The organism is Sanguibacter biliveldensis (genome assembly GCF_033798665.1).
GTDB classification, from domain to species: domain Bacteria; phylum Actinomycetota; class Actinomycetes; order Actinomycetales; family Cellulomonadaceae; genus Sanguibacter; species Sanguibacter inulinus.
The window spans coordinates 3,147,757-3,173,492 of the sequence record NZ_CP138359.1 but is presented as its reverse complement, the minus strand read 5'-3'; the positions used below and the strand labels follow the sequence as shown (position 1 = coordinate 3,173,492).

Below are 25,736 nucleotides of genomic sequence, written 5' to 3'. Positions count from 1 at the left end.
TGGCGGCAGGGGTCCACGGACGACGCTGGCCTGGTGCGGACCGAGGGTCGGTCCGCACCAGGCCAGCGCTCAGGCGATGCTCAGCGGCCAGCGCCGGCGCGTCGCTTGTTGAAGATGTCGAAGGCGACGGCGAGCAGGAGCACGAGGCCCTTGACCATCTGCTGGACCGACTGGTCGATCCCCATGATGGACATGCCGTTGGTCATCACGGCCATGATGAGCGCACCGACCATGGCTCCGGTCACACGCCCGACACCACCTGTCGTCGACGCACCACCGATGAAGGCCGCCGCGATCGCGTCGAGCTCGAACATGTTGCCGGCGGAGGGCTGGGCGCCGTTGGACCGCGAGGAGTAGACGACCCCGGCGACGGCCGACAGGAAGCCCATGTTGACGAAGATCCAGAAGTTGACCTGCTTGACCTTGACGCCCGAGAGCTGGGCGGCCGAGAGGTTGCCACCGATCGCGTAGACGTGGCGGCCGAAGACCGTCTTCGTGGTGACGATCGTGTAGATCATGATGAGCACGCCGAGAATGATGAGCACGATCGGCAGGCCGCGGCTCTTCGAGAGCTGGTAGGCGAAGGCCATCACGACGGCCGAGACGAGCACCAGGCGCAGGACGAACAGCGGCATGGCCTCGACGGCCTGCTTGTAGTGGATGCGACCCTGGCGGGTGCGGAACTGGCTCACTGCGAAGCCGACGAGGGCGATGGCTGCGATGACGAGCGTGAACACGTCGAAGCCGTTGCCGCCGAGGAACCCGTTGAGGAACCCACCGGCGACCTTCTGGTACTCGGCCGGGAACGGCGAGAGCGAGATGTTGTCGAGGACCTGGAGCGTCATCCCGCGGAACAGGAGCATGCCGGCCAGGGTGACGATGAACGCCGGGATCCCGATGTAGGCGACCCAGAAGCCCTGCCACGCACCGACCACGAGTCCGACGGCGAGGGCGGCGAGGATGCCGACCCACCAGGGCTGCCCGTGCTTGATGACGATGATCGCCGAGGTCGCACCGGTCAGCGCGACGACCGAGCCGACCGACAGGTCGATGTGCCCGCCGATGATGACGATGACCATGCCGATCGCGAGGATCAGGATGTACGAGTACTGCAGGACGATGTTCGTGAGGTTGCCCGGGCTGAGCAGCATCCCGTCCGTGAGCACCGTGAAGAGCCCGATGATGGCGACGAACGCGATGTAGATCCCGCTCGTGCGGAGATTCTTGGTGAAGATCTCCTTGAGTCCTGCGACGGCGGTCATCGAACCGGCTCCTTCTCCTGTGTCATGAGCTCCATGAGGCTTTCTTGGGTGGCGCCGGCACGGTCGACCTGACCGGTGATCCGTCCGAACGCGAGGGTGTAGATCCGGTCGCAGATCCCGAGGACCTCGGGCAGCTCGGACGAGATGAGGATGACGGCCTTCCCGGCGTCGGCCAGCGCGTTGATGATCGTGTAGATCTCGTACTTCGCGCCGACGTCGATGCCACGGGTGGGCTCGTCGAGGATGAGGACCTCAGGGTCCGTGTAGATCCACTTGCTGAGGACGACCTTCTGCTGGTTCCCGCCCGAGAGCTTCCCGGTGAGGGCCATGACCGTCGAGGTCTTGATGTTCATGCTCTTGCGGTAGCCCTCGGCGACCTGGATCTCTTCGTTGCCGTTGACCCAGCCGCCCTTGGACAGCTTGCCCAGGCTCGCCGCCGAGATGTTGCTGCGCACGTCCTCGATGAGGTTGAGGCCGTACTTCTTGCGGTCTTCGGTCGCGTAGGCGAGGCCGTGCGAGATCGCCTCGCTGACGGTCTTGGTGCTGATCTCCTTGCCGTGCAGGAAGACCTTGCCCGTCGCCTTGCTGCCGTAGGAGCGCCCGAAGATGCTCATCGCGAGCTCGGTGCGCCCTGCGCCCATGAGACCGGCGATGCCGACGATCTCCCCGGCGCGGACGGTGAGGTTGGCCTTGTCGACCACGACACGGCCCGGTTCTGTCGGGTGGTAGACGGTCCAGTCCTCGACCCGCAGCACCTCCGCACCGAGGGTGGCCTCGTGCTCGGGGTAGCGGTGCTCGAGGTCACGGCCGACCATCCCGCGGATGATGCGGTCCTGGGTGACCTCACCCGAGCGCATGTCGAGCTTCTCGATGGTCTGGCCGTCGCGGATGATCGTCGTGGAGTCCGCGATGCTCGCGATCTCGTTGAGCTTGTGCGAGATCATGATCGACGTGATGCCGCGGGCCTTGAGGTCGCGCAGCAGGCCGAGCAGGTGCTCGGAGTCGGAGTCGTTGAGGGCTGCGGTCGGCTCGTCGAGGATCAGCAGACGGACCTTCTTGGACAGTGCCTTGGCGATCTCGACCAGCTGCTGCTTGCCGACGCCGAGGGCGCCGACAGGGGTGACCGGGAGCTCGTCCAGGCCGACCTGCGCCATGAGCTCGGCGGCGTCGGCGTTGGTCTGGTTCCAGTCGATGAGCCCGCCGCGCCTGCGCTCGTTGCCGAGGAAGATGTTCTCGGCGATCGAGAGGTAGGGGACCAGGGCGAGCTCCTGGTGGATGATGACGATGCCCTTGTCCTCGGAGTCGTTGATCGATCCGAAGCGCACCTCCTCACCGTCGAAGAGGATCTCGCCCGTGTAGCTGCCGTGCGGGTAGACCCCGGAGAGCACCTTCATGAGGGTGGACTTGCCGGCACCGTTCTCGCCGCAGATGGCGTGGATCTCGCCGCTGGCGACCTCGAGGGTGACGTCTTGCAGGGCCTTGACCCCGGGAAAGGTCTTGGTGATGGAGCGCATCTCCAGAATCGGGCTAGACATCCGTCCTCAGCCGTCCTTCCGTGGTGGAGCGTGGATGGGGGGTGCTCGGTCGGCGCGACGAGGCGCCGCGCCGACCGAGCGGTGAGAGGTGTGTCAGGCCTGGCCGGACTCGACCTGCTCGGCGGTCCAGTAGCCGGAGTCGACGAGGAGCTCGGTGATGTTGTCGGTGTAGACGATGTCCGACTCGAGGAGGAAGGACGGGACGACCTTCACACCGTTGTCGTAGGACTCGGTGTCGTTCGCCTCAGGCTCTTCGCCCTTGAGGAACGAGTCGGCCGCGGTGACGGCCTGGTCGGCGAGCTTGCGGGTGTCCTTGAAGATCGTCGAGAACTGCGTGCCGTCGGCGATGAGCTTGACCGACGCGATCTCCGCGTCCTGGCCGGTGACGACGGGGAGACCGTCGGCGATGGTGGTGCCGTAGCCGGCGTTCTGCAGCGCGGTGATGATGCCGCGAGAGATGCCGTCGTACGGGGACAGGACGCCGTCGAGCTGCTCGGAGCCGCCGCCGTACGTCGAGGTCAGGAGGTCCTCCATGCGCTTCTGCGCGGTCTCCTGGAGCCAGCGGAGCGTCGCGACCTGCTCGATGCTCGTCTGGCCGGACTTGACGACGATCGTGCCCTCGTCGATGTAGGGCTGGAGGGTCTTCATCGCGCCCTTGAAGAAGAACGTCGCGTTGTTGTCGTCGAGCGACCCCGCGAAGAGCTCGACGTTGAACGGTCCGGTCGCGTCGCCCTTCGAGCCGTCCTCGTTGAGGAGGCCGAGACCGACGAGCAGCGAGGTGGCCTGCTGGACGCCGACGTTCTCGTTGTCGAAGGTCACGTAGAAGTCGACGTTCTCGCTGTCGCGGATGAGGCGGTCGTAGGCGATGACGGGGATGTCGGCGTCGGCCGCGGCCTGGAGCTGCGTCGCGAGCGCCGTTCCGTCGATCGAGGCGATGATGAGGAGGTCGACGTCCTTGTTGATCATCTGGTCGATCTGCTGCTGCTGGGTGGGGATGTCGTCGTTGCCGAACTGCAGGTCGACCTCGTAGCCGGCTGCCTCGAGCCCGGACTTCACGGCGTCGCCGTCAGCGATCCAGCGCTCAGACGTCTGGGTCGGCATCGCGACACCGATGACGCCGGTGCCCTCTTCTGCCGCGCCCGACTCGCCCGAGCTGCTGCCCGCTCCGTCGCCGCTGCACGCGGCGAGGCCGAAGGCCAGGACCGCGCCCATCGCCGCAAACTTGATTCCACGCATGGTGAGTGCTCCTCGTCGTCCTTGAGAGGTGGTCGGCCCCGTCGTCGGGGCCGCTGTCGTTCTGGAGGCTCGGACATCTCTGTCTGAGCGATGAGACCACTCTATGACTTCGAGTCCCGAAGTCAAGGTGGAAATGATTGCGGAACGGGTTCGCTGTGATCACAGTTTGGTCACGCCATACCGGGACTAAGTGCCCTTCTTTCGCGTCTAGGCCGTGAAAATTGGCTGCGGGTGATTTTGGGACGTGAACCCAAGGGTGTCGATCGCTCGCGCTTGACCCTCAGCGAGCTGCCATCCCGAGCGGGGTCTGGGTGTCGTCGCGGGCATGGACGACCCTGGCGTCGTCCGGCGACCGTGGGCTACGATCTCCACGTCGTGACTGGCGTCTGTGCCCACGTCGCCCGAGCGGTCCGAGAGGCCCCGGGGGACCAGCACAGGATGGTGGACCACCACCGGGGAGCGACGTGCACCACTCGACTTCGGGTCGTCCGCCTGGGCCCCGGTCACCCGTACACGGTGCGTGTGCGCGTGCCCGGACGACGAGTCCCGGGCCGTGCTCACGCAGCAGGTACGCCAGCCGGTCCCGCACGGGGCAGGCCGACCGACCCCCGCTGCAAGGAGAGAACATGACCGCTCTGAACGAGAACACCGTCATGAACCAGGGCATCGCCCAGGTCGACCCCGAGATCGCGGCAGTCCTCGACGGCGAGCTCGCGCGTCAGCGCGACACCCTCGAGATGATCGCCTCCGAGAACTTCGTCCCGCGCGCCGTGCTCGAGGCCCAGGGCTCCGTGCTCACCAACAAGTACGCCGAGGGCTACCCCGGCAAGCGCTACTACGGCGGCTGCGAGCAGGTCGACATCGCCGAGACCCTCGCCATCCAGCGGGTCAAGGCCCTCTTCGGCGCCGAGCACGCGAACGTCCAGCCGCACTCGGGTGCCACGGCCAACGCCGCTGTGCTGCACGCCCTCATCAACAAGGGCGACAAGATCCTCGGCCTCGAGCTCGCGCACGGCGGTCACCTCACGCACGGCATGAAGATCAACTTCTCTGGTCGCCTCTACGAGGTCGCCGCGTACGGCGTGGACCCCGAGACGCACCTCGTCGACATGGACAAGGTCCGCGAGACGGCGCTCGCCGAGCGCCCAGACGTGATCATCGGCGGCTGGTCCGCCTACCCGCGCCACCTCGACTTCGCGGCCTTCAGGTCGATCGCCGACGAGGTCGGCGCCAAGCTCTGGGTCGACATGGCGCACTTCGCGGGGCTTGTCGCCGCCGGTCTGCACCCGAACCCTGTCGAGCACGCCGACGTCGTCTCGTCGACCGTGCACAAGACGATCGGCGGACCCCGCTCCGGCTTCATCCTGTCCCGCGAGGAGTACGCCAAGAAGATCGACTCGGCAGTGTTCCCCGGTCAGCAGGGTGGACCGCTCATGCACGTGGTGGCCGCCAAGGCCGTCGCCTTCAAGATCGCCGCCTCCGAGGAGTTCGCCGAGCGTCAGCACCGCGTGCTGCGCGGCGCCAAGATCATCGCGGACCGTCTCACCGCGGCCGACGTCACCGAGGCCGGCGTCTCGGTGCTCACCGGCGGCACCGACGTGCACCTCGTGCTCGTCGACCTGCGCCACTCCGACCTCGACGGCCAGCAGGCCGAAGACCTCCTGCACGCCGTGGGCATCACCGTGAACCGCAACGCCGTACCCTTCGACCCGCGCCCCCCGCGCGTCACCTCGGGCCTGCGCATCGGCACGCCCGCGCTGGCCTCCCGCGGCTTCGGCGACGAGGAGTTCACCGAGGTCGCCGAGATCATCGCCGCCGCGCTCAAGGGCGGGGCTGCGACCGACGTCGAGTCCCTCAAGTCCCGCGTGGACAAGCTCACGGGCGACTTCCCGCTGTACCCCGGTCTCCAGCAGTACTGAGCCGTCCCCAGGGCAGCAGCCTGGCACCGTCCGTGCCGGGCTGCTGCCCTGCCCCACGAGGCGCGGGCCACGGGCCACGAGCCGCCGGCCGCACCTGGCACCCGCGCCCAGCCTCCCTGACCGGGCGCACCTGAGCACAGAATCCTGAGGAGACACCCATGACCGCACAGATCCTCGACGGCAAGGCCGCGTCCCGTCAGATCAAGGACGAGCTGACCACCCGCGTCGCGACGCTCCGCGCCGCGGGCGTGACACCCGGGCTGGGCACGCTGCTCGTCGGCAGCGACCCCGGCTCGCAGTGGTACGTCGCGGGCAAGCACCGCGACTGCGCCGAGGTGGGCATCGAGTCCATCCGCGAAGACCTCCCCGAAGAGGCCACGCAGGAGGAGATCGAGGCCGCTGTCCAGCGCCTCAACGACGACCCGCGCTGCACCGGCTACATCGTCCAGCTGCCGCTGCCGAAGGGCATCGACACCAACCGGGTGCTCGAGCTCGTCGACCCCGCCAAGGACGCCGACGGCCTGCACCCGACCAACCTCGGGCGTCTGGTGCTGCGCACCAACGAGCCGATCGAGTCGTCACTGCCCTGCACACCGGCCGGGATCATCGATCTCATCGAGCGCAACGGGATCTCCCTCGCAGGCAAGCACGTCGTGGTCGTCGGTCGTGGTACGACGGTTGGTCGGTCGATCGGGCTGCTGCTGACCCGCCGGGCGGTCAACGCCACGGTCACCCTCACGCACACCGGGACGACCGACCTCTCCTCGCACCTGCGCAGTGCCGACGTGATCGTCGCCGCGGCCGGGGTGCCCGGGATCGTCCGTGCTGAGGACGTCAAGGCGGGCGCCGTGGTCATCGACGTCGGCGTCAGCAGGACGACGGACCCTGAGACCGGCAAGAGCAAGGTCGTCGGGGACGTCGACCCGGCCGTCGCCGAGGTGGCCGCGTGGATCTCGCCGAACCCCGGCGGGGTCGGCCCGATGACCCGTGCGATGCTCCTCGCCAACGTCGTCGACACCGCAGAGCGCGAGCTCGCGGCGCGCTGACCCTCGCGAGGAGCCGAGCACGGCCTCGCGCGAGGAGCCGAGCACGGCCTCTCGCGAGATTCCTAGCCTCACGCGCGACGAGGCCGTCGGTGCATGGTCCGGTGGCCTCGTCGCGCTCGACCCGCGTCTGACCTGCGTCTGACGTTCGGCCCTCAGGGCACCAGCACGATCCGCCCGAAGACGGTGCCGAGGTCCATCCGCCGGTGAGCGTCGGCCGCCTGCGCGAGCGGAAGGACGTCGTCCACCACGGCGTGCAGCTCCCCACGGGACGCCGCGGCGAGCTGCGCGGTGCGGACAGGGTCGCGCACGGAGGCCGGGACCGAGTCGAGGCTGAAGGTCGCGAACGACCGCGACTGCTGGAACGCGGACAGGAGCCGTGCGCCGAAGTCCGCCGGAGGGAAGCCGGCCACCACGCCGAGCAGCACCATGCGCCCGTTCGGTGCGAGCCTGTCGACGAAGTCGGGCAGCGCAGCGCCGCCCGCGATGTCGACGATGACGTCGAAGTGAGCCGAGCTGCCGTCCTCGGCCCGGCCGTCCCGGTCGAGCACGTGCGTCGCGCCGAGCGCGCGCAGCCGGTCACCCCGCTCCTGGGACGACGTCGTGACCGCCACGATGCTCGCCCCGGCACGGACCCCGAGCTCGACGGCCGCGATCCCGATGCTGCCGGCAGCCCCACGGACCAAGAGCGACTCGCCCGCGCGCAGGTGCGCGTGGGTCAGAGCGAGCTGGGCGACCGTGGCTGCTCCTCCGACAGTCACCGCGTCGACCGAGGACAGCCCGTCGGGCAGCTCCACGACGTCGTCGACCCGCGCGACGGCCTGCTCCGCGTAGCCACCGCTCGTCCCCGTGAAGGCCCACACGCGGCGGCCGACCCACGCCGGGTCGACCCCGGGTCCTACCGAGGACACCGTGCCCGCGACCTCGCTGCCGAGGATCATGCCCTCGGAGAACGCCGCTCCGAGGGCGCCCCTCCGCACGACGGCGTCGACCCCGCCGACCCCGATCGCCTCCGTCTGCACCACGAGATGAGCGGATTGCGGGACGGGCTGGGGCAGCTCGACCACCGCCATCCCGCTCGGGTCTCCGAACTGCTGGATCATCACTGCGCGCACTGGTTCTCTCCTCGATGGTGGACTGGGGGGCTGTACTCTCGGGACGCTAACGGACGCACCCGTCCACATCGCCGAACTGAGAGAGGTTGGTCAGCAGGTGACTCAGAAGCTGCGGTCCGACGCACGCGACAACCGCGACCGCATCCTCGCCGCGGCGCGTGAGCTCTTCGCCGAGTCGGGCCTCGATGTGGGGATGCGCGAGATCGCTCGTAAGGCTGAGGTCGGGCCCGCGACCCTCTACCGTCGCTTCCCGAGCAGGCAGGATCTCGTCGCGGAGGCGTTCGCCGTCGAGATCCGGTCGTGCAAGGACACCGTCGAGGACGGGTGCGCAGATCCCGACGCGTGGCGCGGGCTGACCTCGGTGGTGACGAGTCTCGTGACGGCCAACGTCCACAACCGGGGCTTCATGGACGCCTTCCTGTCGGCAGACCCGCCGGACCAGGTGATCTCGGCCGAGAGGCGTGAGATTCTCCGGCGGCTCACGGGGCTGGCTCGGCGCGCCCAGGCGCAGGGGAGGCTGCGCTCGGACTTCGAGATCGACGACCTCGTCCTCGTCCTGCTCGCAGTTCGAGGGCTCAGCGCCCTTGCCCCCGCGGCACGTGACACGGCCGCCCGACGTCTCGCGGTCCTTGCTGTCGACGCGCTCCGAGCGCCGGAGGACCCGCCTGCGGACCGCCCGGCCTGACATCTGGTCTGCCGACCGGCTCGCGGCCGGGACTCGGGCCCCGGCGTCCTGCCCGCCGCCGGCCCGGCGGGGACGGCCTCGGCGGTGGGCGTCCTGCCCGCGGCCGGCCCGGCGGGGACGGCCGCGGCGGTTCACACCCTGTCGGTGGGATGAGGTTGGATAGACGCATGGTCACCATCGCTACAGCCAACGTCAACGGCATCCGTGCCGCGTACCGCAACGGGATGGGGGAGTGGCTCGCCCAGCGAAGCCCCGAGATCCTGCTGCTCCAAGAGGTCCGCGCGACCGACGAGATCCTCGAGGGTCTGCTCGGCGAAGGCTGGAACAGCGTCCACCAGGCCTGTGACATCAAGGGTCGTGCAGGCGTCGCCATCGCCACGACCCTCCCGTTCAAGGCTGTGCGTGTCGGGCTCGGCAACGGCGAGCCAGAGGTCCCCGTCGACACCGGTCGCTGGGTCGAGGCCGACATCGAGCTCCCGACGGGGGAGACCATCACGGTCGTCTCCGTCTACATCCACTCGGGCACCGCCGGCACGCCGAAGATGGACCAGAAGTTTGCGCACCTCGAGAAGGTCGACGCGCGCATGCGCGAGCTCCTCGAGAGCGGCGCCCACGTGGTCGTCGGCGGGGACGTCAACATCGCCCACCAGAACGTCGACATCAAGAACTGGAAGGGCAACCTCAAGTCGGCAGGATTCCTGCCCGAGGAGCGTGCCTACCTCGACCGCTGGTTCGAGGCCGGCTGGGTCGACCTCGGTCGTCGCCACGGCGGCGAGGGCCCCGGGCCGTACACGTGGTGGTCCAACCGCGGTCAGTCCTTCGCCAACGACGCAGGGTGGCGCATCGACTACCAGCTCGTCTCGCCGGCTCTGGCCGAGCTCGCGTCGAACGTGCACGTCGACCGTGCCGACTCCTACGAGGCACGCTGGAGCGACCACGCCCCGCTCCTCGCGGACTACGCGCTCTGACAGCCCCAGCACACAGTCGACCACGGACCCGGTACCTCGCGAAGAGGTGCCGGGCCCGTCGTCGTCTCGCCGTGTGCCTGTGCTGGGCGGTCGGCTCAGATGCCTCCGCGCAGCGCGGTGATCGGCTCGATCGCCGAGGCTTTCATGGCGGGGTACAGACCGGCGACGAGGCCGATCACCCCGCCCATCGCCGCGGCACCGAGCGCCATCCGGACGTCGAGGATCGCCGTCCAGTCTTTGAGGATCGACACCCCGACCACCACGAACACACCGATCGCCGCGCCGATGAGCCCGCCGAGCATCCCGATGACCACAGACTCGACCACGAACTGCCCGGCGATGTTCTTCTTGGACGCCCCGAGCGCCCGTCGCAGGCCGATCTCACCCCGGCGCTCCATGACGGAGAGCAGCGTGACGTTGGCGATCCCGAGTCCCCCGACGAGCAGTGCGACCCCGCCGAGCGCGAGGAAGATCGCGTTGATGTCGGCCTGCACGGCCTGACGCAGCTCCGAGGCCTGGGCAGGAGCCTTCACCTCGAAGTTCTCGGGGGTGTTCGGGTCGAGCGCGATCGGCACCTGCTGGCTGATCAGCGGCCCCGACCCCGTCGCGATCCGCAGGTGCATCTCCTCGGCTGACGTGAGGCCGAAGTCTGCCCGCGCAGTGCCGAGAGGCAAGATCACGGAGTCCAGCAGGTCCGGGCGGCGTTGCATCGCGTCGACGATCCCGACGACCGTGTAGCTGTCCTCACCGATGAAGATCGAGGGTTGGCTCTCGACGCGGCTCACCCCGAGCTGGTCGGCGGCACGCTGACCCAGCACCACGACCCTGTCGGCCCGCTCGCTGTGGCCGTCGTCGAAGAACCGGCCGGTGACGACCTCTCCGCGGACCGCGTCGAGCAGCCCGCCCGAGGCGGCCACGACACTCGGAGACACGACCTTGGGGGCAGAGGGGTCGTTGACGGGGACGGCTGTGACAGTGGCGTCTTTGATGTCGACGGTCCCCAGCATGCCGGCCCCCTCGATGCCGTTGAGCCGCAGCACCCGTTCCGGTGCGTCCCACGGCAGCGACGTCTTAGGGCGGGCGTTCCCGCTCCACGACGATCCCGTCGTCCCAGGCTGCACGAGAGCCTGCGTGGCCGAGACCGCGTCGAACTGTGCACTGATCTGGCCTGCGGCGGTCTGGGCCAGGCCCACGGTGACCACGACAGATCCGATGCCGAGCACCGTGCCCAAGATCGTCAGCACGAGACGGCCCGGCTTGGCGCCGATCCCGTGCGCAGCCTCGGCGAAGAGGTCGCGCAGCGAGAACCTGTCCCGGCGTGCACCGAGGTGGATGTCGGAGCGGTCGAGGCGGGTGCGTCCGGTGCGCCAGAACGCGAGGCGGCCGGCTGCGCGACGCAGGCGGTCGGACCACGTCGGCTCTGCGGCCGCGCCGTCCAGGAGGTGGGCGAGACCATCCTTCTCCGGGTCGGACGGACCGTCGGGCTGGTGGTCGTCGGACTGAGGCACCGAGGTCTCGTGGGGTGCCGGGGCATCGTCTGTCACGACGGACGTGCCGCCTCCAGAGCTGTAGGCAGGTCCGGTGGCAGGGGGCGCGGCTCCCTCTCGTCGGGGACGTCGGAAGATCATGCGAGCTCCTGCAGACGGCCGTCGGAGATGCGGACCCGGCGCTCAGCTCGGGCTGAGACCGCGAGGTCGTGGGTGATGACCACGAGGGTCAGACCGTCGGCGTGGAGCTCGTCGAAGAGATCCATGATGCCTGCCGAGTTCTTGGTGTCGAGGTTCCCGGTGGGTTCGTCGGCGAGCAACAGCTTGGGGTCGGCGACCACCGAGCGGGCGATCGCGACGCGCTGGCGCTCACCGCCCGAGAGGGTCGAGGGCGTGAAGTCGACACGGTGGTCGAGGCCCACGCGCTCGAGCGCAGTGCGAGCCCGCTGCTCCCGCTCGCCTCGCGGGACGCCCGAGTAGAGCGTCGCGAGCAGGACGTTGTCGAGGACCGTGCGGTGCGGCAGGAGGTGGAAGGACTGGAACACAAAACCGATCCGCCCACCGCGCAGCGCTGCACGGTCCGACTCGGACGCGGTGCCTGTGGGCAGACCGTCGAGCCTGTACTCACCGCTGGTCGGACGGTCGAGCAGACCCAGGATGTGCAGCAGGGTCGACTTGCCAGACCCCGACGGCCCGATGATCGACAGGTAGTCACCGGACCGCACCGTGAGGTTCACGTCGGTCAGGGCGTTCACAGGCCCGGGGAAGGTGCGTGTGAGGTCCTCCAGCTCGACGACTGGTTGACGTACCGCGACCTCGACGGTCTGCTCGTCGACAGCGGTCACTTGCCGACCACGACCTGGTCGGAGGCCGAGAGCGGCTGCTCGGACGACACGATCTGCACGAAGCCGTCGGCTGCCAGACCCGTCTCGACCGTCACGAGCGCTGTCGTACCGTCGGAGGCGGCCCGCTCGATGCGCGACTCGCCGCCCGAGCCAGCGGTGAGCGCTGCTGCCGGGACGGCCAGGACCTCTTCACCCGTCGAGCTCACAGGGACGGTGATCTTGATGTTCTGGCCGAGCAGCACGGCGATCTGCTCTTCGGTGAGCCCTTCGGGCACGAAGGTCACCGTGAAACGTGACGACTTGGCGCTGTCTCCGCCTTCACCCTCACCGCCGTCCTCACCCTCGGGCGCTTCCGACTCGGTGGCCGCGACGATCTCCGAGACCGTGCCGGTGATGGTCCCGCCGCCGTCAGGGACGGGGAACGTGCCGGTCATGCCGACCTCGAGCAGCTCGGCGTCGGAGGCCGCGAGCGAGCCCTCGACGACCACGTCGGCGCCAGAGACGCTCATGAACGGCGTCGACCCCGAGAGCGTGGTGCCACGCTTGGTCTGGACCTGGTCCACGCGGCGCGGCAGGTTCGAGAAGTACACGACCTCGGCTGCCGGGAGTGCTGTCATGGTGCTCTCGAGCGCCGTGTCGAGGTCTGCCTGAGCCTGCTCGACGGCCGCGCGGGCGTTGTCGCGAGCGGTGACCTCGCTCGAGGTGCCTGTGCCGGCGTTCGCCTCGTCGCGTGCGGCGATGGCGATGTCGAGGGCTTCCTGTGCGCTGTCGACGGCGTCCTGCAGGCTCTGCGGAGAGACAGGTGCTTCGCCCTCGAGTGCAGCGGGCTGCGGTGTGTCCCGGGTGGTGACGGCCTGGTTGAGCGCGCGCTGCGCGTCGTTGACGACCCGCTGTGCCTCCATCCGCACCGACTGAGGTGCACCACCGGCCGCTGTCGTGAGAGCAGTCTCCGCCTCCGCCAGCATGTCCTTCGCGGACCGCAGCCCGTCGCGGGCCGACTGCAGCGCTGCGGCGTCCTCCTCGCTCGCCGCAGGTGACGGGTAGCCCGCCGCCACGTACAGCTGGTCGACGGCTGCGACTGTCGCCGCGTCGTAGACGTCGGACTCGACGTTCCCCGGGTTGATCCCGAGGGCCGCGAGGGCCTGCTTGAGCTGGAGGACGTCAGGACCGGAGACTCCGACGCGGAGCGTGCGGTACGCCGGCAGCTCGCCGGGCAGCGCGATGACAGGCCGACCGGCGACCTCGAGGACCACCGAGGCTGCGTCGATCGTCGTGCCCACCTCAGGGACCTGGCCTGTGACGACAGGGGTCCCCGAGATGTCTGTCGTGTCGATCGCGACTGCGACGGACTCGTCGTAGAGCACGTCGGCGCGCAGGCTGACGTCGTTGGCGATGACGCGGTTCTCGACGGGCACGGTGATGAGCCCGGCCTCGGGCGGGGCGACCTTCGCCGCGGCGTCAGCCGGGGACTCGATGAATCGTGCGATGACGATCCCGGCCGTGAGGAACACGACGGCCACGGCTGCGAGCAGCCAGATGACGCGGTTGCCGCTGAAGAACCTCGAGAGAGGCTTCGCTGCTGTCATGACTGAACCGTTCTCCTGTGAGAAGGCCGCGTGCTGGCGCGGCGAGAGAGGTGATGGGAGCGAGAGCAGTCCGTCAGGACGCTGCGGCGTCTTCGATCATCGAGGCCTTGTAGGCGTCGAGCTCGGCCTTGTGGTCCTTGATGAACTGCTCCTCGAGAGCGAAGGTGACCTTCTGCTCACGCTCGGTCCACTTCACAGACTCCTTGCACCGGAAGTCGGCAAGAGCCGTCTCGATGTCGTTCTCCTTCACGGCCTTGAGGTCCTCGGCGGAGGGCTCAGGCCAGACAGCGTCAGGGTCGTCCGGGTTCTCAGGCTGCGGGAGGTTCTCCCAGAGCGCGTTCTGCTGCTCGTTGACCGCGTTCATCGCGTCTTCGGGAGTCGCGAGGTCGGGGTACCCGGCGTCAGCCATGCAGGCCGACCACTCAGACTGCAGGGTCTTGAGGCCGGGGGAGGACATCTGCTCTTCGTACATGGCGTTCATCGCGTCGAAGAGGGGCTCGAACTCGGAGTCCGCTCCGGCCATGTCGGGGTAGACCTCGTTGCTGGCCCAGCCGTAGCAGCCCGCCTGCTCCCAGTCGTACTCGTAGGTCTCCATCTCCTCTTCGGTCATGTCGGACCAGATGTCCGGGCCGTTGAGGGTCTCGTAGTAGGCGGCGGCGGCCGACTCCGAGAGGGAGGCGACGTAGTCGGCGTTGGGGTCGACCCACTCTTCGACCTCCTCGTCGGCCTCGTCGGTCGGCTCCTCGTTGTACGACCACATGCCGTAGCCGTTCTTGGAGATCCACTCCTCGGTGTTCTGCTCTTCCATGTCCGTCTCGTCCATGACGACGGTGCTCCCCGTGTTGTCCTGGGGGATGTACTCGAAACCGGCGTCAGCCATGCACTCGGCGACGAGGTTCTCGATCTCGACCTGCTGGCGGTCGCTCTCTTCCTGGTCGAACTCCTGCTCGACGTCGGCGAAGTACGCGGTCAGAGGGCTCGTGGCGGCGCTGCTCGACTCCGAACCGCCCCCTTCCGCGTCGTCTGAGCAGCCGGTCAGGGCGAGGAGCCCGATGACGGCGAGGCCAGCGGCGAGCCGGTGTGCGGGGCGGGTCATCATCGAGAGGCTCCTCGGCAAAGTAGTTTAAAGATCACGCATGTACTTGGTCACCGGACGGTGACGGCACGACCCTAGACTGCTGGGAGTCGCCTGGGTATCCACCCAGAGGTGGATATCGACGCGACCGAGGGTTACTTCTTCCAGAGATGGTCGTCGCCGCGCTGACCTCGGGTTCTGTGCGTACGAGCGTCGCATCGCGTGATCCGGGTGGACGTGCCTGAGTGTCTCGAGGGGCGGTGACCTCCGCCAGCGGTGGGACCGGGTGCCGTGCGCAGGGTCTTCCGCCTCAGGGCGCCTCAGGGACACCTCAGGCGACCTCAGGCGGCGTCGAGGTCGGTCCTGAGCAGTGCCGCGAGGTCGTCGAGAGCAGTCTCGGCCTCGAGAGCGCTGGACTCGAGGACGACGTCGTCGTCCCGGGACAGGCCCAGCGACATGACGAGCAAGATGCTCGACGCGTCGACAGGCTCCTCGTCGGGCCGCCCGATCGTGATCTCGTGCCCTGCGGCAGCGGCTGCCTGGGTGAACAGCGAGGCCGGCCGGGCGTGCAAGCCGGATGATGAGGCGATGGTGACTAGTCGTCGTGGCACTGGGTGCTCCTCGGGTGCTCGGTAGGTGGAGGCCCGGGGTGGTGCACGCCCGTGCGCAGACAAAAAAAGACCTGGACGCCGGCGACTCCCGTCGTGAGACGGAGGGCTGGGTCCAGGTCTTGCCTGATCGGGTCAGTGACAATCCTCGGGTGGGAACCGTTATACGTGTCTTCCGATCAGCAGGTCAAGCCTCCGGTCCGCTTCTGAGGGCGCCTGTCCCCAGGTTCAGGGCTGTCGCGACGGCCGCGTGGACTGGGAGGTGACAAAGGTCCGGGCCACGGTCAGGGCTTCGGGGCCTCGACGACCGTCGCGTCCTCTGCGGGCTCGAATCCTGCCGAGACTCCCTGACCTGAGGGGTCGAGCCCGATGATGAGCGCGCTCCGGCTCCCCACGCGGTCGACCGAGACCGTCGAGACGCTGGCGTTCGCGAGCGGCTCGAGGTCGCCCCCGACGACGAGCCGCAGGTAGACCGCGAGCGTCACCCCGTGGCTGACGACGAGCACGTGCTCGTCGTCGACGTGCGCACGCTCGATCGTCTCGAAGGCTGCGACGACACGCTCGATGTACTCGTGCGCCGGTTCGCCCCCGGGGAAGCCCGGGTGGGTCCCGGCGAGCACCGAGCCGAAGAGCTCCCGGGCGTCGACGTCGCGGAACAGCTCGTCCTCGGGGGACGCCTCGAGGTCGCCGAAGCTCATCTCCCTGAGCCCGTCCACGGCGACGAGGGGGGTGCCGGGGTGGTGGGCGAGGATCTCTGCGGCAGTCGTGCGGGTGCGTCCCGACGGGCTGGTGTATGCCGCGTCCAGACGGGTGGCGGCCAGGTGGGAGGCTGTCGACCGCACCCCGACGAGCCCGTCTGCGGTGAGCGGAGAGTCGCACCAGCCTTGCAGCCGGCGCTCGGTGTTGAAGACTGTGCGTCCGTGCCGGACGAGGTGCAGGGTCAGCATGCCAGGGGATGCTACCGCCTGCGCCGTGCTCCGTCTGAGGTGCGGAGCACGGTCGGCCGACCCCGCGGAGCGCGGTTGTCCACAGACGGGCGACGGCGGGAGGGCTCGTCCTGGACACGCCCTGCCCCCTGGGTTATGTTCGAGCTGCGGACGACCCGTCGTCCGTCTCAGATCTGGGATTGTTACTTACCTCAAGGCAAGACCCAAGCTGTGGCTCGACTCGCGCCCTTCGCGCGACTCGACCCGGGCTTGGGTCTTTTTTGTACCCCGCGACATCCCATTTGTCGGATTGGTTCAGAGAGGAATCAGCGTGAGATACGACGAGATGACGCAGAGCGTCCTCGAGCACGTCGGAGGCGAGGTCAACGTCGCCTCGGTCGTCCACTGCGCGACACGCCTGCGCTTCAGGTTGAACGACGAGTCGAAGGCCGACACGGCTGCTCTCGAGGCCACTGCGGGCGTCATCGCGGTCGTCACGAGCGGCGGGCAGCTGCAGGTGGTCGTCGGCAACGACGTGCCGCAGGCCTACGCGGAGCTCGGCAAGATCATGAACCTCGGGGGAGACCAGGGGGCGGGAGCGCGGGCGGTCGCCGGAGCCTGCTGAGCGGCTTCATCGACCTGGTGTCGACCATCTTCAGCCCGCTCCTCTGGGCGCTGGCCGGGACTGGTCTGCTCAAGGCTCTGCTGGCGCTCGTCGGGACGCTCGGGTGGCTCGACACGCAGTCGCAGAGCTACGTCATCCTCAACGCGGCCGGAGACGGGCTGTTCACCTTCTTGCCGGTCCTGCTCGCGGTGACCTCTGCGCGGCGTTTCGGTGCGAACCCCTTCGTGGCCATGGCGGTCGCAGCAGCCCTCGTCCACCCGTCGATCATCGCGCTCGACACCGCAGGCGCCCCCGTGCACTTCTACGGCCTGCCCGTCGTCATGGTCAGCTACGTCTCGTCGGTGATCCCGATCATCGTGGCCGTGTGGGTGCAGAGCCATCTGGAGAAGCTGCTCGACAAGGTGCTCCCCTCGTCCCTGCGGAACTTCCTCACGCCGTTCTTCGTCGTCGCCGTCCTGGTACCTGTCACGCTCCTGACGATCGGACCTGTCACCAGCGCTCTCGGCAGCGGTCTGTCCGACGCCATCACCTGGCTCTGGACCCTCAGCCCTGCGGTCGGCGGCGCGCTGCTCGGAGCCTTCTGGCAGGTCTTCGTGATCTTCGGTGTGCACTGGGGATTCGTACCGGTGATGATCAACGACCTCGCGACCAACGGCTTCTCCGTGCTGAGCGGTCCGCTCGTCGCCGCGGTCATGGCGCAGGCGGCGGCGTGCATCGCGGTCTTCGTCAAGACGCGCAACCGGGACCTGCGGCTGATCGCCGGGCCCGCGGCTGTGTCGGGGCTGCTGGCCGGGGTGACCGAGCCAGCGATCTACGGTGTGACCCTGCGACTGAAGAAGCCGTTCGTCTACGCCTGCATCGCCGGAGGGGTCGGCGGAGGGATCGCGTCCGCAGGAGGGTCAGCGGCCGACGTCTTCGCCCTCCCCGGCCTCGTGTCGCTGAGCGCGTACATGAACGTCGGGAACTTCACGCTGCAGCTGGTCGGGAGCGGCATCGCCATCGCTCTCGCCTTCCTGCTGACGATCTTCCTCGGTTTCGAGGACCCACCCGAGGCAGTCTCGGCCGGCGCCCCAGGGCGGGCAGCCGGAGCCGCCGGCGATGCCAGCGCGACCGGGGTCGGTGGTGGTCCCGGCGGGGTGCCCGGAGAACCTGCACCCGCACCGTCGAGCCCTCCTGCTGCGGCCTCGGGTGGTCGGACCGCGACACTCACCTCGGTGACCACAGTCGGCTCTCCGGTCGTCGGGAGAGCGGTCCCGCTCGCGGCTGTCCCAGACGCCGTCTTCTCGTCGGGTGCCCTGGGCTACGGCCTCGGCGTGGTCCCGAGCGAAGGGAGGATCCACGCACCCTTCGACGGCGAGGTCGTGAGCGTCATGCCTCACGCCTACGGGGTGAGGTCCGTCGACGGTGTCGAGGTGCTCGTCCACGTCGGTATCGACACCGTCCGGCTCGAAGGACGCCACTTCGTCACCCGTGTCGAGAAGGGTCAGCACGTGGTGCGTGGTGACCTGCTCGCCCTCGTCGACCTCGCGGGCGTGACCGCCGAGGGGTTCGACCCCGTCACCGTCGTCCTGGTCCTCGACGCCCGTCCACGCCATGACGTGCTCGCCGCACGACCGGGCGACGTCGACCTGACCTCCACGGTCCTCACCGTGGTCCGCTGAGCAGAAGGAGCACCACCATGAAGTACGACAGTCTCGCTGCGTTCCCACCGGGGTTCCTCTGGGGAGCCTCGACCTCTGCCTACCAGGTCGAGGGGGCCTGGGACGAAGACGGCAAGGGTCCGAGCGTCATCGACGCTCGTGAGTCCTACCCTGCTGGGACGAGCGACTACACGGTCGCGAGCGACCACTACCACCGCGTCGCCGACGACGTGGCGCTCTTCGCCGAGCTCGGTCTGACCGCCTACAGGTTCTCTGTCGCCTGGAGCCGGATCGTCCCTGACGGTGACGGCGAGGTGAACCCCGCAGGCATCGCCTTCTACCACCGGCTCATCGACGAGCTCCGTGCGGCTGGGATCGAACCTGTGCTGACCATGTACCACTTCGACCTGCCGCAGGCCCTGCAGGAGAAGGGAGGCTGGTCCGAGCGGAGCACTGTGGACGCCTTCGTCAGGTACGCAGGAATCCTCTTCGAGGAGTTCGGCGACAAGGTCACCTACTGGTTGACGATCAACGAGCAGAACATGATGGTGATGCACGGGGCTGCTCTCGGGATCCTGCCTCCGGGGACCGCCGACCCCGCCCGGGAGGTGTACCAGCAGAACCACCACATGCTGGTCGCGCAGGCCCGGGCGATGGCGCTCGCCCACGAGGTTCTCCCCGCGGCGAAGATCGGGCCGGCACCGAACATCTCTTCGGTCTACCCGGCCAGCCCGGCCCCGGAGGACGTCGTGGCGGCCACCACCTTCAGCGCCATCCGCAACTGGCTCTACCTGGACGTGGCCGTGCACGGTCGGTACAGCACGACAGCCTGGGCCTACCTCCTCGAGCGGGGCTGGGCTCCCCGGGTCGACCACGGCGACATGGAGGTGCTGGCTGCGGGCCACCCTGACTTCATCGCCTTCAACTACTACACGACCCACACCGTCGCCGCTCCTCTCGGTGATGGCACGGATGCCGGCGACACGGGAGACCAGCACATCGTCCTCGGGGAGGAGGGGGTGTACAGGACGGCACCGAACCCGTATCTCACCAAGAACGAGTTCGGGTGGGAGGTCGACCCCGTCGGTTTCCGGACCACGTTCCGTGAGATCTACGACCGGTACCACCTCCCGCTCATGGTGACCGAGAACGGTCTCGGAGCCTTCGACGTCCTCGAAGAGGACGGCACGGTCCACGACCCGTACCGCATCGAGTACCTCTCCCAGCACGTCGAGCAGATGCAGCTGGCGCTGACCGACGGCGTCGAGGTGATCGGCTTCTGCCCGTGGTCGGCGATCGACCTCGTGTCCACCCACCAGGGGGTGCGCAAGCGTTACGGCTTCGTCTACGTGGACCGCGACGAGACCGACCTCAGAGACCTCAGGCGTGTCCGCAAGGACAGCTTCGGCTGGTACAAGGCCCTCATCGAGACGAACGGAGAGCAGGCCTGACCAGCAGGTCCCGTGCAGGCTGGCGTCGTCTGAGCCGACGACGCACGGATGACGCCTGTCTGCAGGTCGGGTCTTCGTCGCTCCAGGCCGTCCCGCGACGGCCGTCCAGACCGCTCCAGAGGAGAAGCACGTGAGAGTGGCCAAGGTGTTCAACAACAACGTCGTGCTCGGGCTCGACGAGCACGGTGCCGAGTCGGTCATCCTCGGCCGAGGCATCGGGTTCCAGGCGCGCCCGGGCGACCCGATCGACCCGCTGCTGGTCGAGAAGGCCTTCGTCCCCTCGGCTGGCACGACGGCCGAACGGCTGGCGGCCTTCGTCGACGAGATCCCGCTCGACGACATCGTGCTGACAGAAGAGATCGTGGCTGTCGCCCGCGCCGCGCTGGGCGACCACGTGACCCGTCACGTGCTGGTCCCGCTGGCCGACCACATCAGCTTTGCGCTGCGGCGGGCAGCCGAGGGCATCTCGATCGAGTACCCGCTGAGCTGGGAGATCGCCACCCTCTACCCTGCGGAGGTGGCCGTGGGGCGGACGGCGCTCGAGATCATCGAGCAGCGCAGGGGAGTCCGGCTCCCTGACCTCGAGGCTGTGCCCATCGCCCTGCACCTGGTCACCACGCAGTTCGGCACCGTCGACATCGGGACCACGGTGCGCATGACGGAGGTGCTCTCTGAGGTCCTCTCGATCATCCGGGACGAGCACGGCACCGAGATCGACGAGGACTCTGTCGAGGTCGCCAGGTTCGTGACCCACCTGCGCTACCTCTTCGCGCGTGAACGTGCCGGCCGGAGCGCGAACCGTCCGGGGCTCCAGCTCTCTGAGCCTGTCCGCGCGGCCCGGCCTCGCGAGTACGGGTCCGCGCTGCGGATCGCCGCTCTGCTCGACGAGCACTTCGGCTGGAACGTCGACGAGGACGAGGTCCTGTTCCTGTGCCTCCACGTCACACGGCTCACCGACGAGCCGACACGGACGGCAGCGCTGACTGGGCCCGCCGCCCCCACCACCGACCGCCCGCTGATTGCATGATCGCGGGTGCGGGTGCGGGTGCGGGTGCGGGTGCGGGTGCGGGTGCGGGTGCGGGTGCGGGTGCGGGTGTGAGTCAGGGCGAGGGCGAGGGCGAGGGCGAGGGCGAGGGCGAGGGCGAGGGCGTGGACGAGGGTGCGGGAGTGAGCGAGGGAGCGGACGAGGGTGCGGCCGTGAGCGTGGACGTGGACGTGGACGTGGACGTGACGAGCATCGCGACAGCCGCAGAGGTCTTGTCCGCTGTCGGCGGTGCTGCGAACGTCGTCAGGTTGACCCGGTGCTGGTCTCGGTTGCGGTTCGTCCTGGCGGACCCTGCGCGCGCTGACCTAGAAATTCTCGGACGACTCAGGACTGTGCCTGTCGTCACCTTCCAGGGTGGAGAGCTTCAGGTCGCCCTGAGCCAGGGGCTCGTGGAGGTATTCGAAGCCCTCAGGCTGCAGCTGACGTCCTCCGCCGGAGACTGATCGCAACCCGGGTTCAGAGCGGTGAGATCCCGAGGCTGCGCCCAGCGAGTCCTCGTCTGCGGACCGTGAGCGCCCGCGCGACCTCTGTGAGAGCCACAGCCGCAGGTGACTCCGGGTGGCTCAGCACCACGGGGACCCCGTCGTCACCGGCCTCGCGGAGCACCACGTCGAGCGGCACCTGGCCGAGGAGCGGCACGGGCCCACCTGTCATCTCGGTGAGGTTTGCCGCGACCCGCTCGCCACCGCCAGAGCCGAAGATCTCGAGGCGGCTGCCGTCGGGCTGCTCGAGCCACGACATGTTCTCGACGACGCCGACCACAGACTGGTTGGTCTGCAGCGCGACCGACCCAGCGCGCTCCGCCACCTCAGCAGCGGCGACCTGCGGCGTGGTGACCACGACGATCTCGCTCGAGGGCACCAGCTGCGCGACCGAGATCGCGATGTCGCCCGTGCCGGGCGGGAGGTCGAGCAGCAGGACGTCGAGGTCGCCCCAGAACACGTCGCTGAGGAACTGCTCGAGAGCCCTGTGCAGCATCGGTCCGCGCCACACGACGGGCTGGCCGGCCGGCACGAACATGCCGATCGAGACCACCTTGATCTCGTGCGCGATCGGCGGGAGGAGCATGCTGTCGACCTTCGTCGGCTGCTGCGTCACGCCGAGCAGCCGAGGGATCGAGAAGCCGTAGATGTCGGCGTCGATCACACCGACCGAGAGGCCGTCCCTGGCCATCGCCGCCGCGAGGTTGGCGGTCACGGAGGACTTCCCGACCCCACCCTTCCCAGAGGCGATCGCGTACACGCGGGTCAGCGACCCCGGCTCCGCGAAGGGGATGCGCGGTGCGTCCTCACCGCCGCGGAGCATCGAGCGCAGGCCTGCGCGCTGCTCGGTGCTCATGACCCCGAGCTCGACCGCCACCTCGTCGATGCCCTCGACGCTCAGCGCGGCCGCCGTCGAGTCCTTGGACAACGTGCTCTTCATGGGGCAGCCGGCCGTCGTCAGGTCGACGCCGACGACTGCCTGCGCGCCACCCCCGGCGAGAGGGCGCACCTCGATCGACCGGATCATCCCCAGGTCGGCGATCGGACGTCGGATCTCCGGGTCGATCACCCGGCCCATCGCCTCGCGGACTGCGGTCTCGAGAGCACTCAGGTCAGCCGGGAGGAGAGAGTCAGCCATACCTCGATCCTACGCGGGCGGACAGCCTCTCCTCCCAGGACGAGAGGCCCTGGTCACCCGCACGAGAGACGTCCTCACCGTGACCACGACGCAGGGCGAGGCCCTGCGCTCGAGCGAGCGCCGCGGTCCTCAGTCCTGTCGCTCGGCCTCCCGGCTCACGTCCCGCTCGGCCTCCCGGCCTGCCTCACGTTCGGCCTCCCGGTCCGCCTCGCGCTCGGCGTCGCGCTCTGCCTCTCGCTCTGCGTCGCGAGCAGAGTCTTTCACCGCGATCTCCTCGAGGAGGTTGCGGATCTCCGACCTCACGAAGTCGCGGGTCGCGACCTCGCTCAGGGCGATGCGCAGCGCGGCCATCTCACGGGCCAGGTACTCGGTGTCGGCGAGGTTGCGCTCGCCGCGCTGGCGGTCCTGCTCGGCCGTGACCCGGTCACGGTCCGTCTGGCGGTTCTGCGCGAGCAAGATCAGCGGCGCGGAGTACGACGCCTGCAGGGAGAGCATGAGCGTGAGCGCCGTGAAGCCGAGGGCTGCCGAGTCGAACTGCAGGTTCTCCGGGCCCCAGACGTTCCAGGCCAGCCACGCGATGCAGAAGGCAGTCATGTAGACGAGGAACCTGGGTGTCCCCATGAACCGCGCGATGCCCTCGGAGGCGCGACCGAAGGCGTCCTGCTCCACCCGCACCCGTGGGATCAGGCTCCGGCGTGACTCCTTGGGCGTGTCGAGGCGCTCAGCCACGGGTCACCTCGTTCCTGGTGCTCTCGGTGTCGTCGCTCTCGCGCCAGTCGGCCGGGAGCATGTGGTCGAGCGCGTCGTCGACCGAGACCACGCCGAGCAGCCGTCGCTCGCTGTCGAGCACGGGCAGGGCCAGCAGGTTGTACGCGGCGAGGATCCTGGCCACCTGCCCGAGCGGCGCATCGGTCTGCACGTGCTCGACGTCGGTGTCCAGGACCGACCCGAGGGGTTCGTGCGGGGGCTCGCGGAGCATCTTCTGGAAGTGCACCACGCCGAGGAACCGCCCCGTCGGGGTCTCGAGCGGCGGGCGCACCACGAAGACCATCGACGCGAGAGCCGGTGACAGGTCGGCGCGGCGGATGTGCGCCATCGCCGCGGCGATCGAGGTCTCGGGGGAGAGGATGACGGGCTCGGTGGTCATCATGCCGCCGGCGGTGTTCTCGTCGTAGGCGAGCAGGCGGCGGACGTCTTTGGCCTCGTCGGGCTCCATGAGGCCGAGCAGCTCGGCAGCCTGGGCGTCGGGAAGCTCGTGCAGCAGGTCGGCGGCGTCGTCGGGCTGCATGGCCTCGAGGACGTCGGCGGCACGACCCGTGTCGAGGGAGGACAAGATCGAGACCTGGTCGTCGCCCGGGAGCTCTTCGAGGACGTCGGCGAGGCGGTCGTTGTCGAGGGCTCCGGCCACCTCGATGCGGCGGTTCTCGCCGAGGTCGTGGAGCACGTCGGCGAGGGCGGCTGGCTTGAGGGCGTCGTAGGCCTCGAGCAGCAGGGCGGCGCCCTGAGCCGCCGAGACGTCCGCGAGCCCCGTCACGGCCTCGACGTCGACGACCTGCGTGTGGCCGCGGCGACGCAGACCGAGCGCCCCCTTGCCCGAGCCCGCACGTCGGACGAAGAGCTTGTTGACGCGCCAGTCACCGGTGCGCTGCTTCTCGATCGACACGTCTTCGATCGTGACCGGCCCTGAGCCGTCGACCATCTCGACAGTGCGGTCGAAGAGCTCGGCGACGGCGAGCGTCTCCATGGCGCGCTGCTCGAACCTGCGCATGTTGAGCAGGCCCGTCGAGATCACCTGTCCGGCGTCGATGCTCGTGACGCGCGTGAGCGGCAGGAAGACGCGGCGGCGGCCCGGGACCTCGACGACGAGCCCGACGGCGCGCGGCGCACCTTTGGAGCGGACGAGGACGACGACGTCGCGCACCCGGCCGACCTGGTCTCCGAGCGGATCGAAGACCGTGGTTCCGGCGAGGCGCGCGACAAAGACCTGAGTTCCGGCGCTGCTCACGCGGTAAGACTACGCACCCCGTCGAGGTCTGGCATGCGCCCGCCGGCCGGTCCGGCTGTGATGCTCCTGACCAGAGGCACGAGAGCGCTTTTCAGCGGTGAGAGGACGTCCCTGGCAGGCGGGTGGACTCTGCGCAAGAATGAGGCATGAGCATGCCTCGCCAGAACTCCGTAGCACCCAAGCTGCCGACCCTTCCCCAGGGTGAGCAGATCGCCGTCCACTCGACCTACCTCGACGCCCAGAAGGCTGTCGAGGCCCTGTCGGACAAGGGCTTCCCGGTCCAGCAGGTGACGATCGTCGGCACCGACCTCAAGATGGTCGAGCGGGTCACGGGCCGGTTGACCTACCCGCGCGTCGCCGTCGCCGGCATGGCGTCCGGAGCGTGGTTCGGCCTCTTCGTCGGGCTGCTGCTGACGATGTTCTCGCCCGAGGGCTCGGTGTACTCGATCGTGGCGGCGATCGGGATCGGTGCAGGCTTCGGTCTGCTGTTCTCGGTCTTGTCCTTCTCGCTGACGCGCGGCAAGCGCGACTTCACGTCGTCCAGCCAGATCGTGGCGTCCTCCTACGCCGTGCTCTGCGAGCGGGAGACCGCCGGGCAGGCCACGCAGATCCTGCGCGAGGCGAACCTCCTCGGACGTCCTGGCCCAGCGCAGGCCGCCCATCCGCTCGCCTCCGTGCAGCCTGTCCAGCCGCCCGCCTACGGCCAGTCCTACGGCGCGCCGACACCGCCCGCAGCACCTGCGGCGCCGCAGGCACCGACAGCTCCCGCACCGTCGCCCCAGCACGTCACCCCGAGCGGAGAACCCCGCTACGGCGTCCGGGTGGTCGACGGCAAGCCGCAGTACCCGGGCAGCCCGCAGCAGCAGGCTCCCGTCCCGCCGGTCCAGCAGCCCTCGGTCCAGCAGCCGACCGCCCCGCAGCCGCCGGCAGACGTGTGAGCTGAGCACCAGCTATCAGCCCTCCGCTCCGCAGCCGCAGGCGGCCGTCTGACCTCGAGCACGACGCAGCCCACCTGGTCCGAAGACCAGGTGGGCTGCGTCGTGCTCAGGGCGAGGTCGCT

The 25,736-nt window shown here is 68.9% G+C and carries 23 protein-coding genes and 1 riboswitch; of the genes, 10 read left to right on the top strand and 13 right to left on the bottom strand.

The window, feature by feature from the left end:
- Positions 1 to 80: 80 nt before the first annotated feature.
- The 3 genes from mmsB to chvE form a co-directional block, all read right to left on the bottom strand.
- On the bottom strand, positions 81 to 1,262 hold the full coding sequence (mmsB, locus tag SANBI_RS13835) for a multiple monosaccharide ABC transporter permease (protein WP_056128963.1): 1,182 nt from the start codon (positions 1,260 to 1,262) through the stop codon (positions 81 to 83).
- On the bottom strand, positions 1,259 to 2,797 hold the full coding sequence (gene mmsA / locus SANBI_RS13830; RefSeq protein WP_056128966.1) for a multiple monosaccharide ABC transporter ATP-binding protein: 1,539 nt from the start codon (positions 2,795 to 2,797) through the stop codon (positions 1,259 to 1,261). The genes mmsB and mmsA overlap by 4 nt, the downstream gene beginning before the upstream one ends.
- A 93-nt stretch (positions 2,798 to 2,890) precedes the next feature.
- Complete coding sequence (gene chvE, locus SANBI_RS13825) at positions 2,891 to 4,033, bottom strand: multiple monosaccharide ABC transporter substrate-binding protein (RefSeq protein ID WP_319156006.1); 1,143 nt, start codon at positions 4,031 to 4,033, stop codon at positions 2,891 to 2,893.
- Positions 4,034 to 4,398: 365 nt separating this feature from the next.
- Positions 4,399 to 4,538, top strand: a riboswitch (ZMP/ZTP riboswitch).
- 121 nt (positions 4,539 to 4,659) lie between these two features.
- On the opposite strand from chvE, the gene glyA reads away from it, so the two are divergent.
- Positions 4,660 to 5,952: a serine hydroxymethyltransferase gene (glyA, locus tag SANBI_RS13820; RefSeq protein ID WP_319156004.1), complete on the top strand. Its 1,293-nt coding sequence runs from the start codon at positions 4,660 to 4,662 to the stop codon at positions 5,950 to 5,952.
- A gap of 158 nt (positions 5,953 to 6,110) precedes the next feature.
- Entirely contained in the window at positions 6,111 to 6,998 is an 888-nt protein-coding gene (locus SANBI_RS13815) for a bifunctional methylenetetrahydrofolate dehydrogenase/methenyltetrahydrofolate cyclohydrolase (protein ID WP_319156001.1), read from the top strand.
- Positions 6,999 to 7,150: 152 nt separating this feature from the next.
- On the opposite strand, the gene SANBI_RS13810 is transcribed toward SANBI_RS13815, so the two are convergent.
- Entirely contained in the window at positions 7,151 to 8,110 is a 960-nt protein-coding gene (locus SANBI_RS13810; protein WP_319155999.1) for a zinc-dependent alcohol dehydrogenase family protein, read from the bottom strand.
- Between the two features lie 97 nt (positions 8,111 to 8,207).
- Here SANBI_RS13810 and SANBI_RS13805 point away from each other — a divergent pair, with 97 nt between their 5' ends.
- Together SANBI_RS13805 and SANBI_RS13800 are read left to right on the top strand one after the other, a co-directional pair.
- Positions 8,208 to 8,795, top strand: a complete 588-nt coding sequence (locus tag SANBI_RS13805) for a TetR/AcrR family transcriptional regulator (protein WP_319155997.1) — start codon at positions 8,208 to 8,210, stop codon at positions 8,793 to 8,795.
- Positions 8,796 to 8,962: 167 nt separating this feature from the next.
- Positions 8,963 to 9,763, top strand: a complete 801-nt coding sequence (locus SANBI_RS13800; protein ID WP_319155995.1) for an exodeoxyribonuclease III — start codon at positions 8,963 to 8,965, stop codon at positions 9,761 to 9,763.
- A 95-nt stretch (positions 9,764 to 9,858) separates the two neighbouring features.
- Here the strand turns inward: SANBI_RS13800 and SANBI_RS13795 are convergent, their stop codons facing one another.
- The 6 genes from SANBI_RS13795 to SANBI_RS13770 all read right to left on the bottom strand — a co-directional run bounded on the left by SANBI_RS13795 (position 9,859) and on the right by SANBI_RS13770 (position 16,311).
- On the bottom strand, positions 9,859 to 11,271 hold the full coding sequence (locus SANBI_RS13795; RefSeq protein WP_319155993.1) for an ABC transporter permease: 1,413 nt from the start codon (positions 11,269 to 11,271) through the stop codon (positions 9,859 to 9,861).
- A 116-nt stretch (positions 11,272 to 11,387) separates the two neighbouring features.
- Positions 11,388 to 12,095 (bottom strand): ABC transporter ATP-binding protein, encoded by a 708-nt coding sequence (locus SANBI_RS13790; protein ID WP_319155990.1) that lies wholly within the window; start codon positions 12,093 to 12,095, stop codon positions 11,388 to 11,390.
- Positions 12,092 to 13,681 carry a hypothetical protein gene (locus SANBI_RS13785; RefSeq protein WP_319155987.1) on the bottom strand — a complete coding sequence of 530 codons (1,590 nt, stop codon included), beginning with the start codon at positions 13,679 to 13,681 and terminating at the stop codon, positions 12,092 to 12,094. The genes SANBI_RS13790 and SANBI_RS13785 overlap by 4 nt, the downstream gene beginning before the upstream one ends.
- 73 nt (positions 13,682 to 13,754) lie before the next feature.
- A complete protein-coding gene (locus SANBI_RS13780) occupies positions 13,755 to 14,780 on the bottom strand; it encodes a hypothetical protein (RefSeq protein WP_319155985.1) in 1,026 nt (341 codons plus the stop codon).
- Positions 14,781 to 15,097: 317 nt separating this feature from the next.
- Positions 15,098 to 15,367 (bottom strand): HPr family phosphocarrier protein, encoded by a 270-nt coding sequence (locus SANBI_RS13775; RefSeq protein ID WP_319155983.1) that lies wholly within the window; start codon positions 15,365 to 15,367, stop codon positions 15,098 to 15,100.
- 281 nt (positions 15,368 to 15,648) lie between these two features.
- Complete coding sequence (locus tag SANBI_RS13770) at positions 15,649 to 16,311, bottom strand: histidine phosphatase family protein (RefSeq protein WP_319155981.1); 663 nt, start codon at positions 16,309 to 16,311, stop codon at positions 15,649 to 15,651.
- Positions 16,312 to 16,621: 310 nt separating this feature from the next.
- Between SANBI_RS13770 and SANBI_RS13765 the strand changes: the two genes are divergently transcribed.
- From SANBI_RS13765 to SANBI_RS13745, 5 genes are all read left to right on the top strand, one after another.
- The gene (locus SANBI_RS13765; RefSeq protein WP_319155979.1) at positions 16,622 to 16,915 is read left to right on the top strand and encodes a PTS transporter subunit EIIB; all 294 of its coding nucleotides are present in this window, start codon (positions 16,622 to 16,624) and stop codon (positions 16,913 to 16,915) included.
- A 17-nt stretch (positions 16,916 to 16,932) separates the two neighbouring features.
- On the top strand, positions 16,933 to 18,576 hold the full coding sequence (locus SANBI_RS13760; RefSeq protein ID WP_319155977.1) for a glucose PTS transporter subunit IIA: 1,644 nt from the start codon (positions 16,933 to 16,935) through the stop codon (positions 18,574 to 18,576).
- 17 nt (positions 18,577 to 18,593) lie between these two features.
- Positions 18,594 to 20,006: a glycoside hydrolase family 1 protein gene (locus tag SANBI_RS13755; RefSeq protein ID WP_319155974.1), complete on the top strand. Its 1,413-nt coding sequence runs from the start codon at positions 18,594 to 18,596 to the stop codon at positions 20,004 to 20,006.
- A 130-nt stretch (positions 20,007 to 20,136) separates the two neighbouring features.
- Positions 20,137 to 21,033, top strand: coding sequence for a PRD domain-containing protein (locus SANBI_RS13750; protein WP_319155972.1), 897 nt, complete (start codon positions 20,137 to 20,139; stop codon positions 21,031 to 21,033).
- Entirely contained in the window at positions 21,030 to 21,494 is a 465-nt protein-coding gene (locus SANBI_RS13745; RefSeq protein WP_319155970.1) for a PTS transporter subunit EIIB, read from the top strand. The genes SANBI_RS13750 and SANBI_RS13745 overlap by 4 nt, the downstream gene beginning before the upstream one ends.
- Before the next feature lie 13 nt (positions 21,495 to 21,507).
- Here SANBI_RS13745 and SANBI_RS13740 read toward each other — a convergent pair whose 3' ends face one another.
- The 3 genes from SANBI_RS13740 to SANBI_RS13730 all read right to left on the bottom strand — a co-directional run bounded on the left by SANBI_RS13740 (position 21,508) and on the right by SANBI_RS13730 (position 24,676).
- A complete protein-coding gene (locus SANBI_RS13740) occupies positions 21,508 to 22,671 on the bottom strand; it encodes an Mrp/NBP35 family ATP-binding protein (RefSeq protein ID WP_319155967.1) in 1,164 nt (387 codons plus the stop codon).
- Between the two features lie 129 nt (positions 22,672 to 22,800).
- A complete protein-coding gene (locus tag SANBI_RS13735) occupies positions 22,801 to 23,400 on the bottom strand; it encodes a DUF1003 domain-containing protein (protein ID WP_319155965.1) in 600 nt (199 codons plus the stop codon).
- Positions 23,393 to 24,676 carry a magnesium transporter MgtE N-terminal domain-containing protein gene (locus SANBI_RS13730; protein ID WP_056129021.1) on the bottom strand — a complete coding sequence of 428 codons (1,284 nt, stop codon included), beginning with the start codon at positions 24,674 to 24,676 and terminating at the stop codon, positions 23,393 to 23,395. The genes SANBI_RS13735 and SANBI_RS13730 overlap by 8 nt, the downstream gene beginning before the upstream one ends.
- A gap of 146 nt (positions 24,677 to 24,822) precedes the next feature.
- Here SANBI_RS13730 and SANBI_RS13725 point away from each other — a divergent pair, with 146 nt between their 5' ends.
- Positions 24,823 to 25,614, top strand: coding sequence for a YflT domain-containing protein (locus SANBI_RS13725; RefSeq protein ID WP_319155961.1), 792 nt, complete (start codon positions 24,823 to 24,825; stop codon positions 25,612 to 25,614).
- Positions 25,615 to 25,736 lie beyond the last annotated feature (122 nt).

Excerpts from the sequence above, each read along its gene's own strand:
- mmsB (WP_056128963.1), bottom strand. The coding sequence starts at position 1,262 with ATGACCGCCGTCGCAGGACTCAAGGAGATCTTCACCAAGAATCTCCGC.
- mmsA (WP_056128966.1), bottom strand. The coding sequence starts at position 2,797 with ATGTCTAGCCCGATTCTGGAGATGCGCTCCATCACCAAGACCTTTCCC.
- chvE (WP_319156006.1), bottom strand. The coding sequence starts at position 4,033 with ATGCGTGGAATCAAGTTTGCGGCGATGGGCGCGGTCCTGGCCTTCGGC.
- glyA (WP_319156004.1), top strand. The coding sequence starts at position 4,660 with ATGACCGCTCTGAACGAGAACACCGTCATGAACCAGGGCATCGCCCAG.
- SANBI_RS13815 (WP_319156001.1), top strand. The coding sequence starts at position 6,111 with ATGACCGCACAGATCCTCGACGGCAAGGCCGCGTCCCGTCAGATCAAG.
- SANBI_RS13800 (WP_319155995.1), top strand. The coding sequence starts at position 8,963 with ATGGTCACCATCGCTACAGCCAACGTCAACGGCATCCGTGCCGCGTAC.
- SANBI_RS13785 (WP_319155987.1), bottom strand. The coding sequence starts at position 13,681 with ATGACAGCAGCGAAGCCTCTCTCGAGGTTCTTCAGCGGCAACCGCGTC.
- SANBI_RS13780 (WP_319155985.1), bottom strand. The coding sequence starts at position 14,780 with ATGATGACCCGCCCCGCACACCGGCTCGCCGCTGGCCTCGCCGTCATC.
- SANBI_RS13770 (WP_319155981.1), bottom strand. The coding sequence starts at position 16,311 with ATGCTGACCCTGCACCTCGTCCGGCACGGACGCACAGTCTTCAACACC.
- SANBI_RS13755 (WP_319155974.1), top strand. The coding sequence starts at position 18,594 with ATGAAGTACGACAGTCTCGCTGCGTTCCCACCGGGGTTCCTCTGGGGA.
- SANBI_RS13745 (WP_319155970.1), top strand. The coding sequence starts at position 21,030 with ATGATCGCGGGTGCGGGTGCGGGTGCGGGTGCGGGTGCGGGTGCGGGT.
- SANBI_RS13740 (WP_319155967.1), bottom strand. The coding sequence starts at position 22,671 with ATGGCTGACTCTCTCCTCCCGGCTGACCTGAGTGCTCTCGAGACCGCA.
- SANBI_RS13725 (WP_319155961.1), top strand. The coding sequence starts at position 24,823 with ATGAGCATGCCTCGCCAGAACTCCGTAGCACCCAAGCTGCCGACCCTT.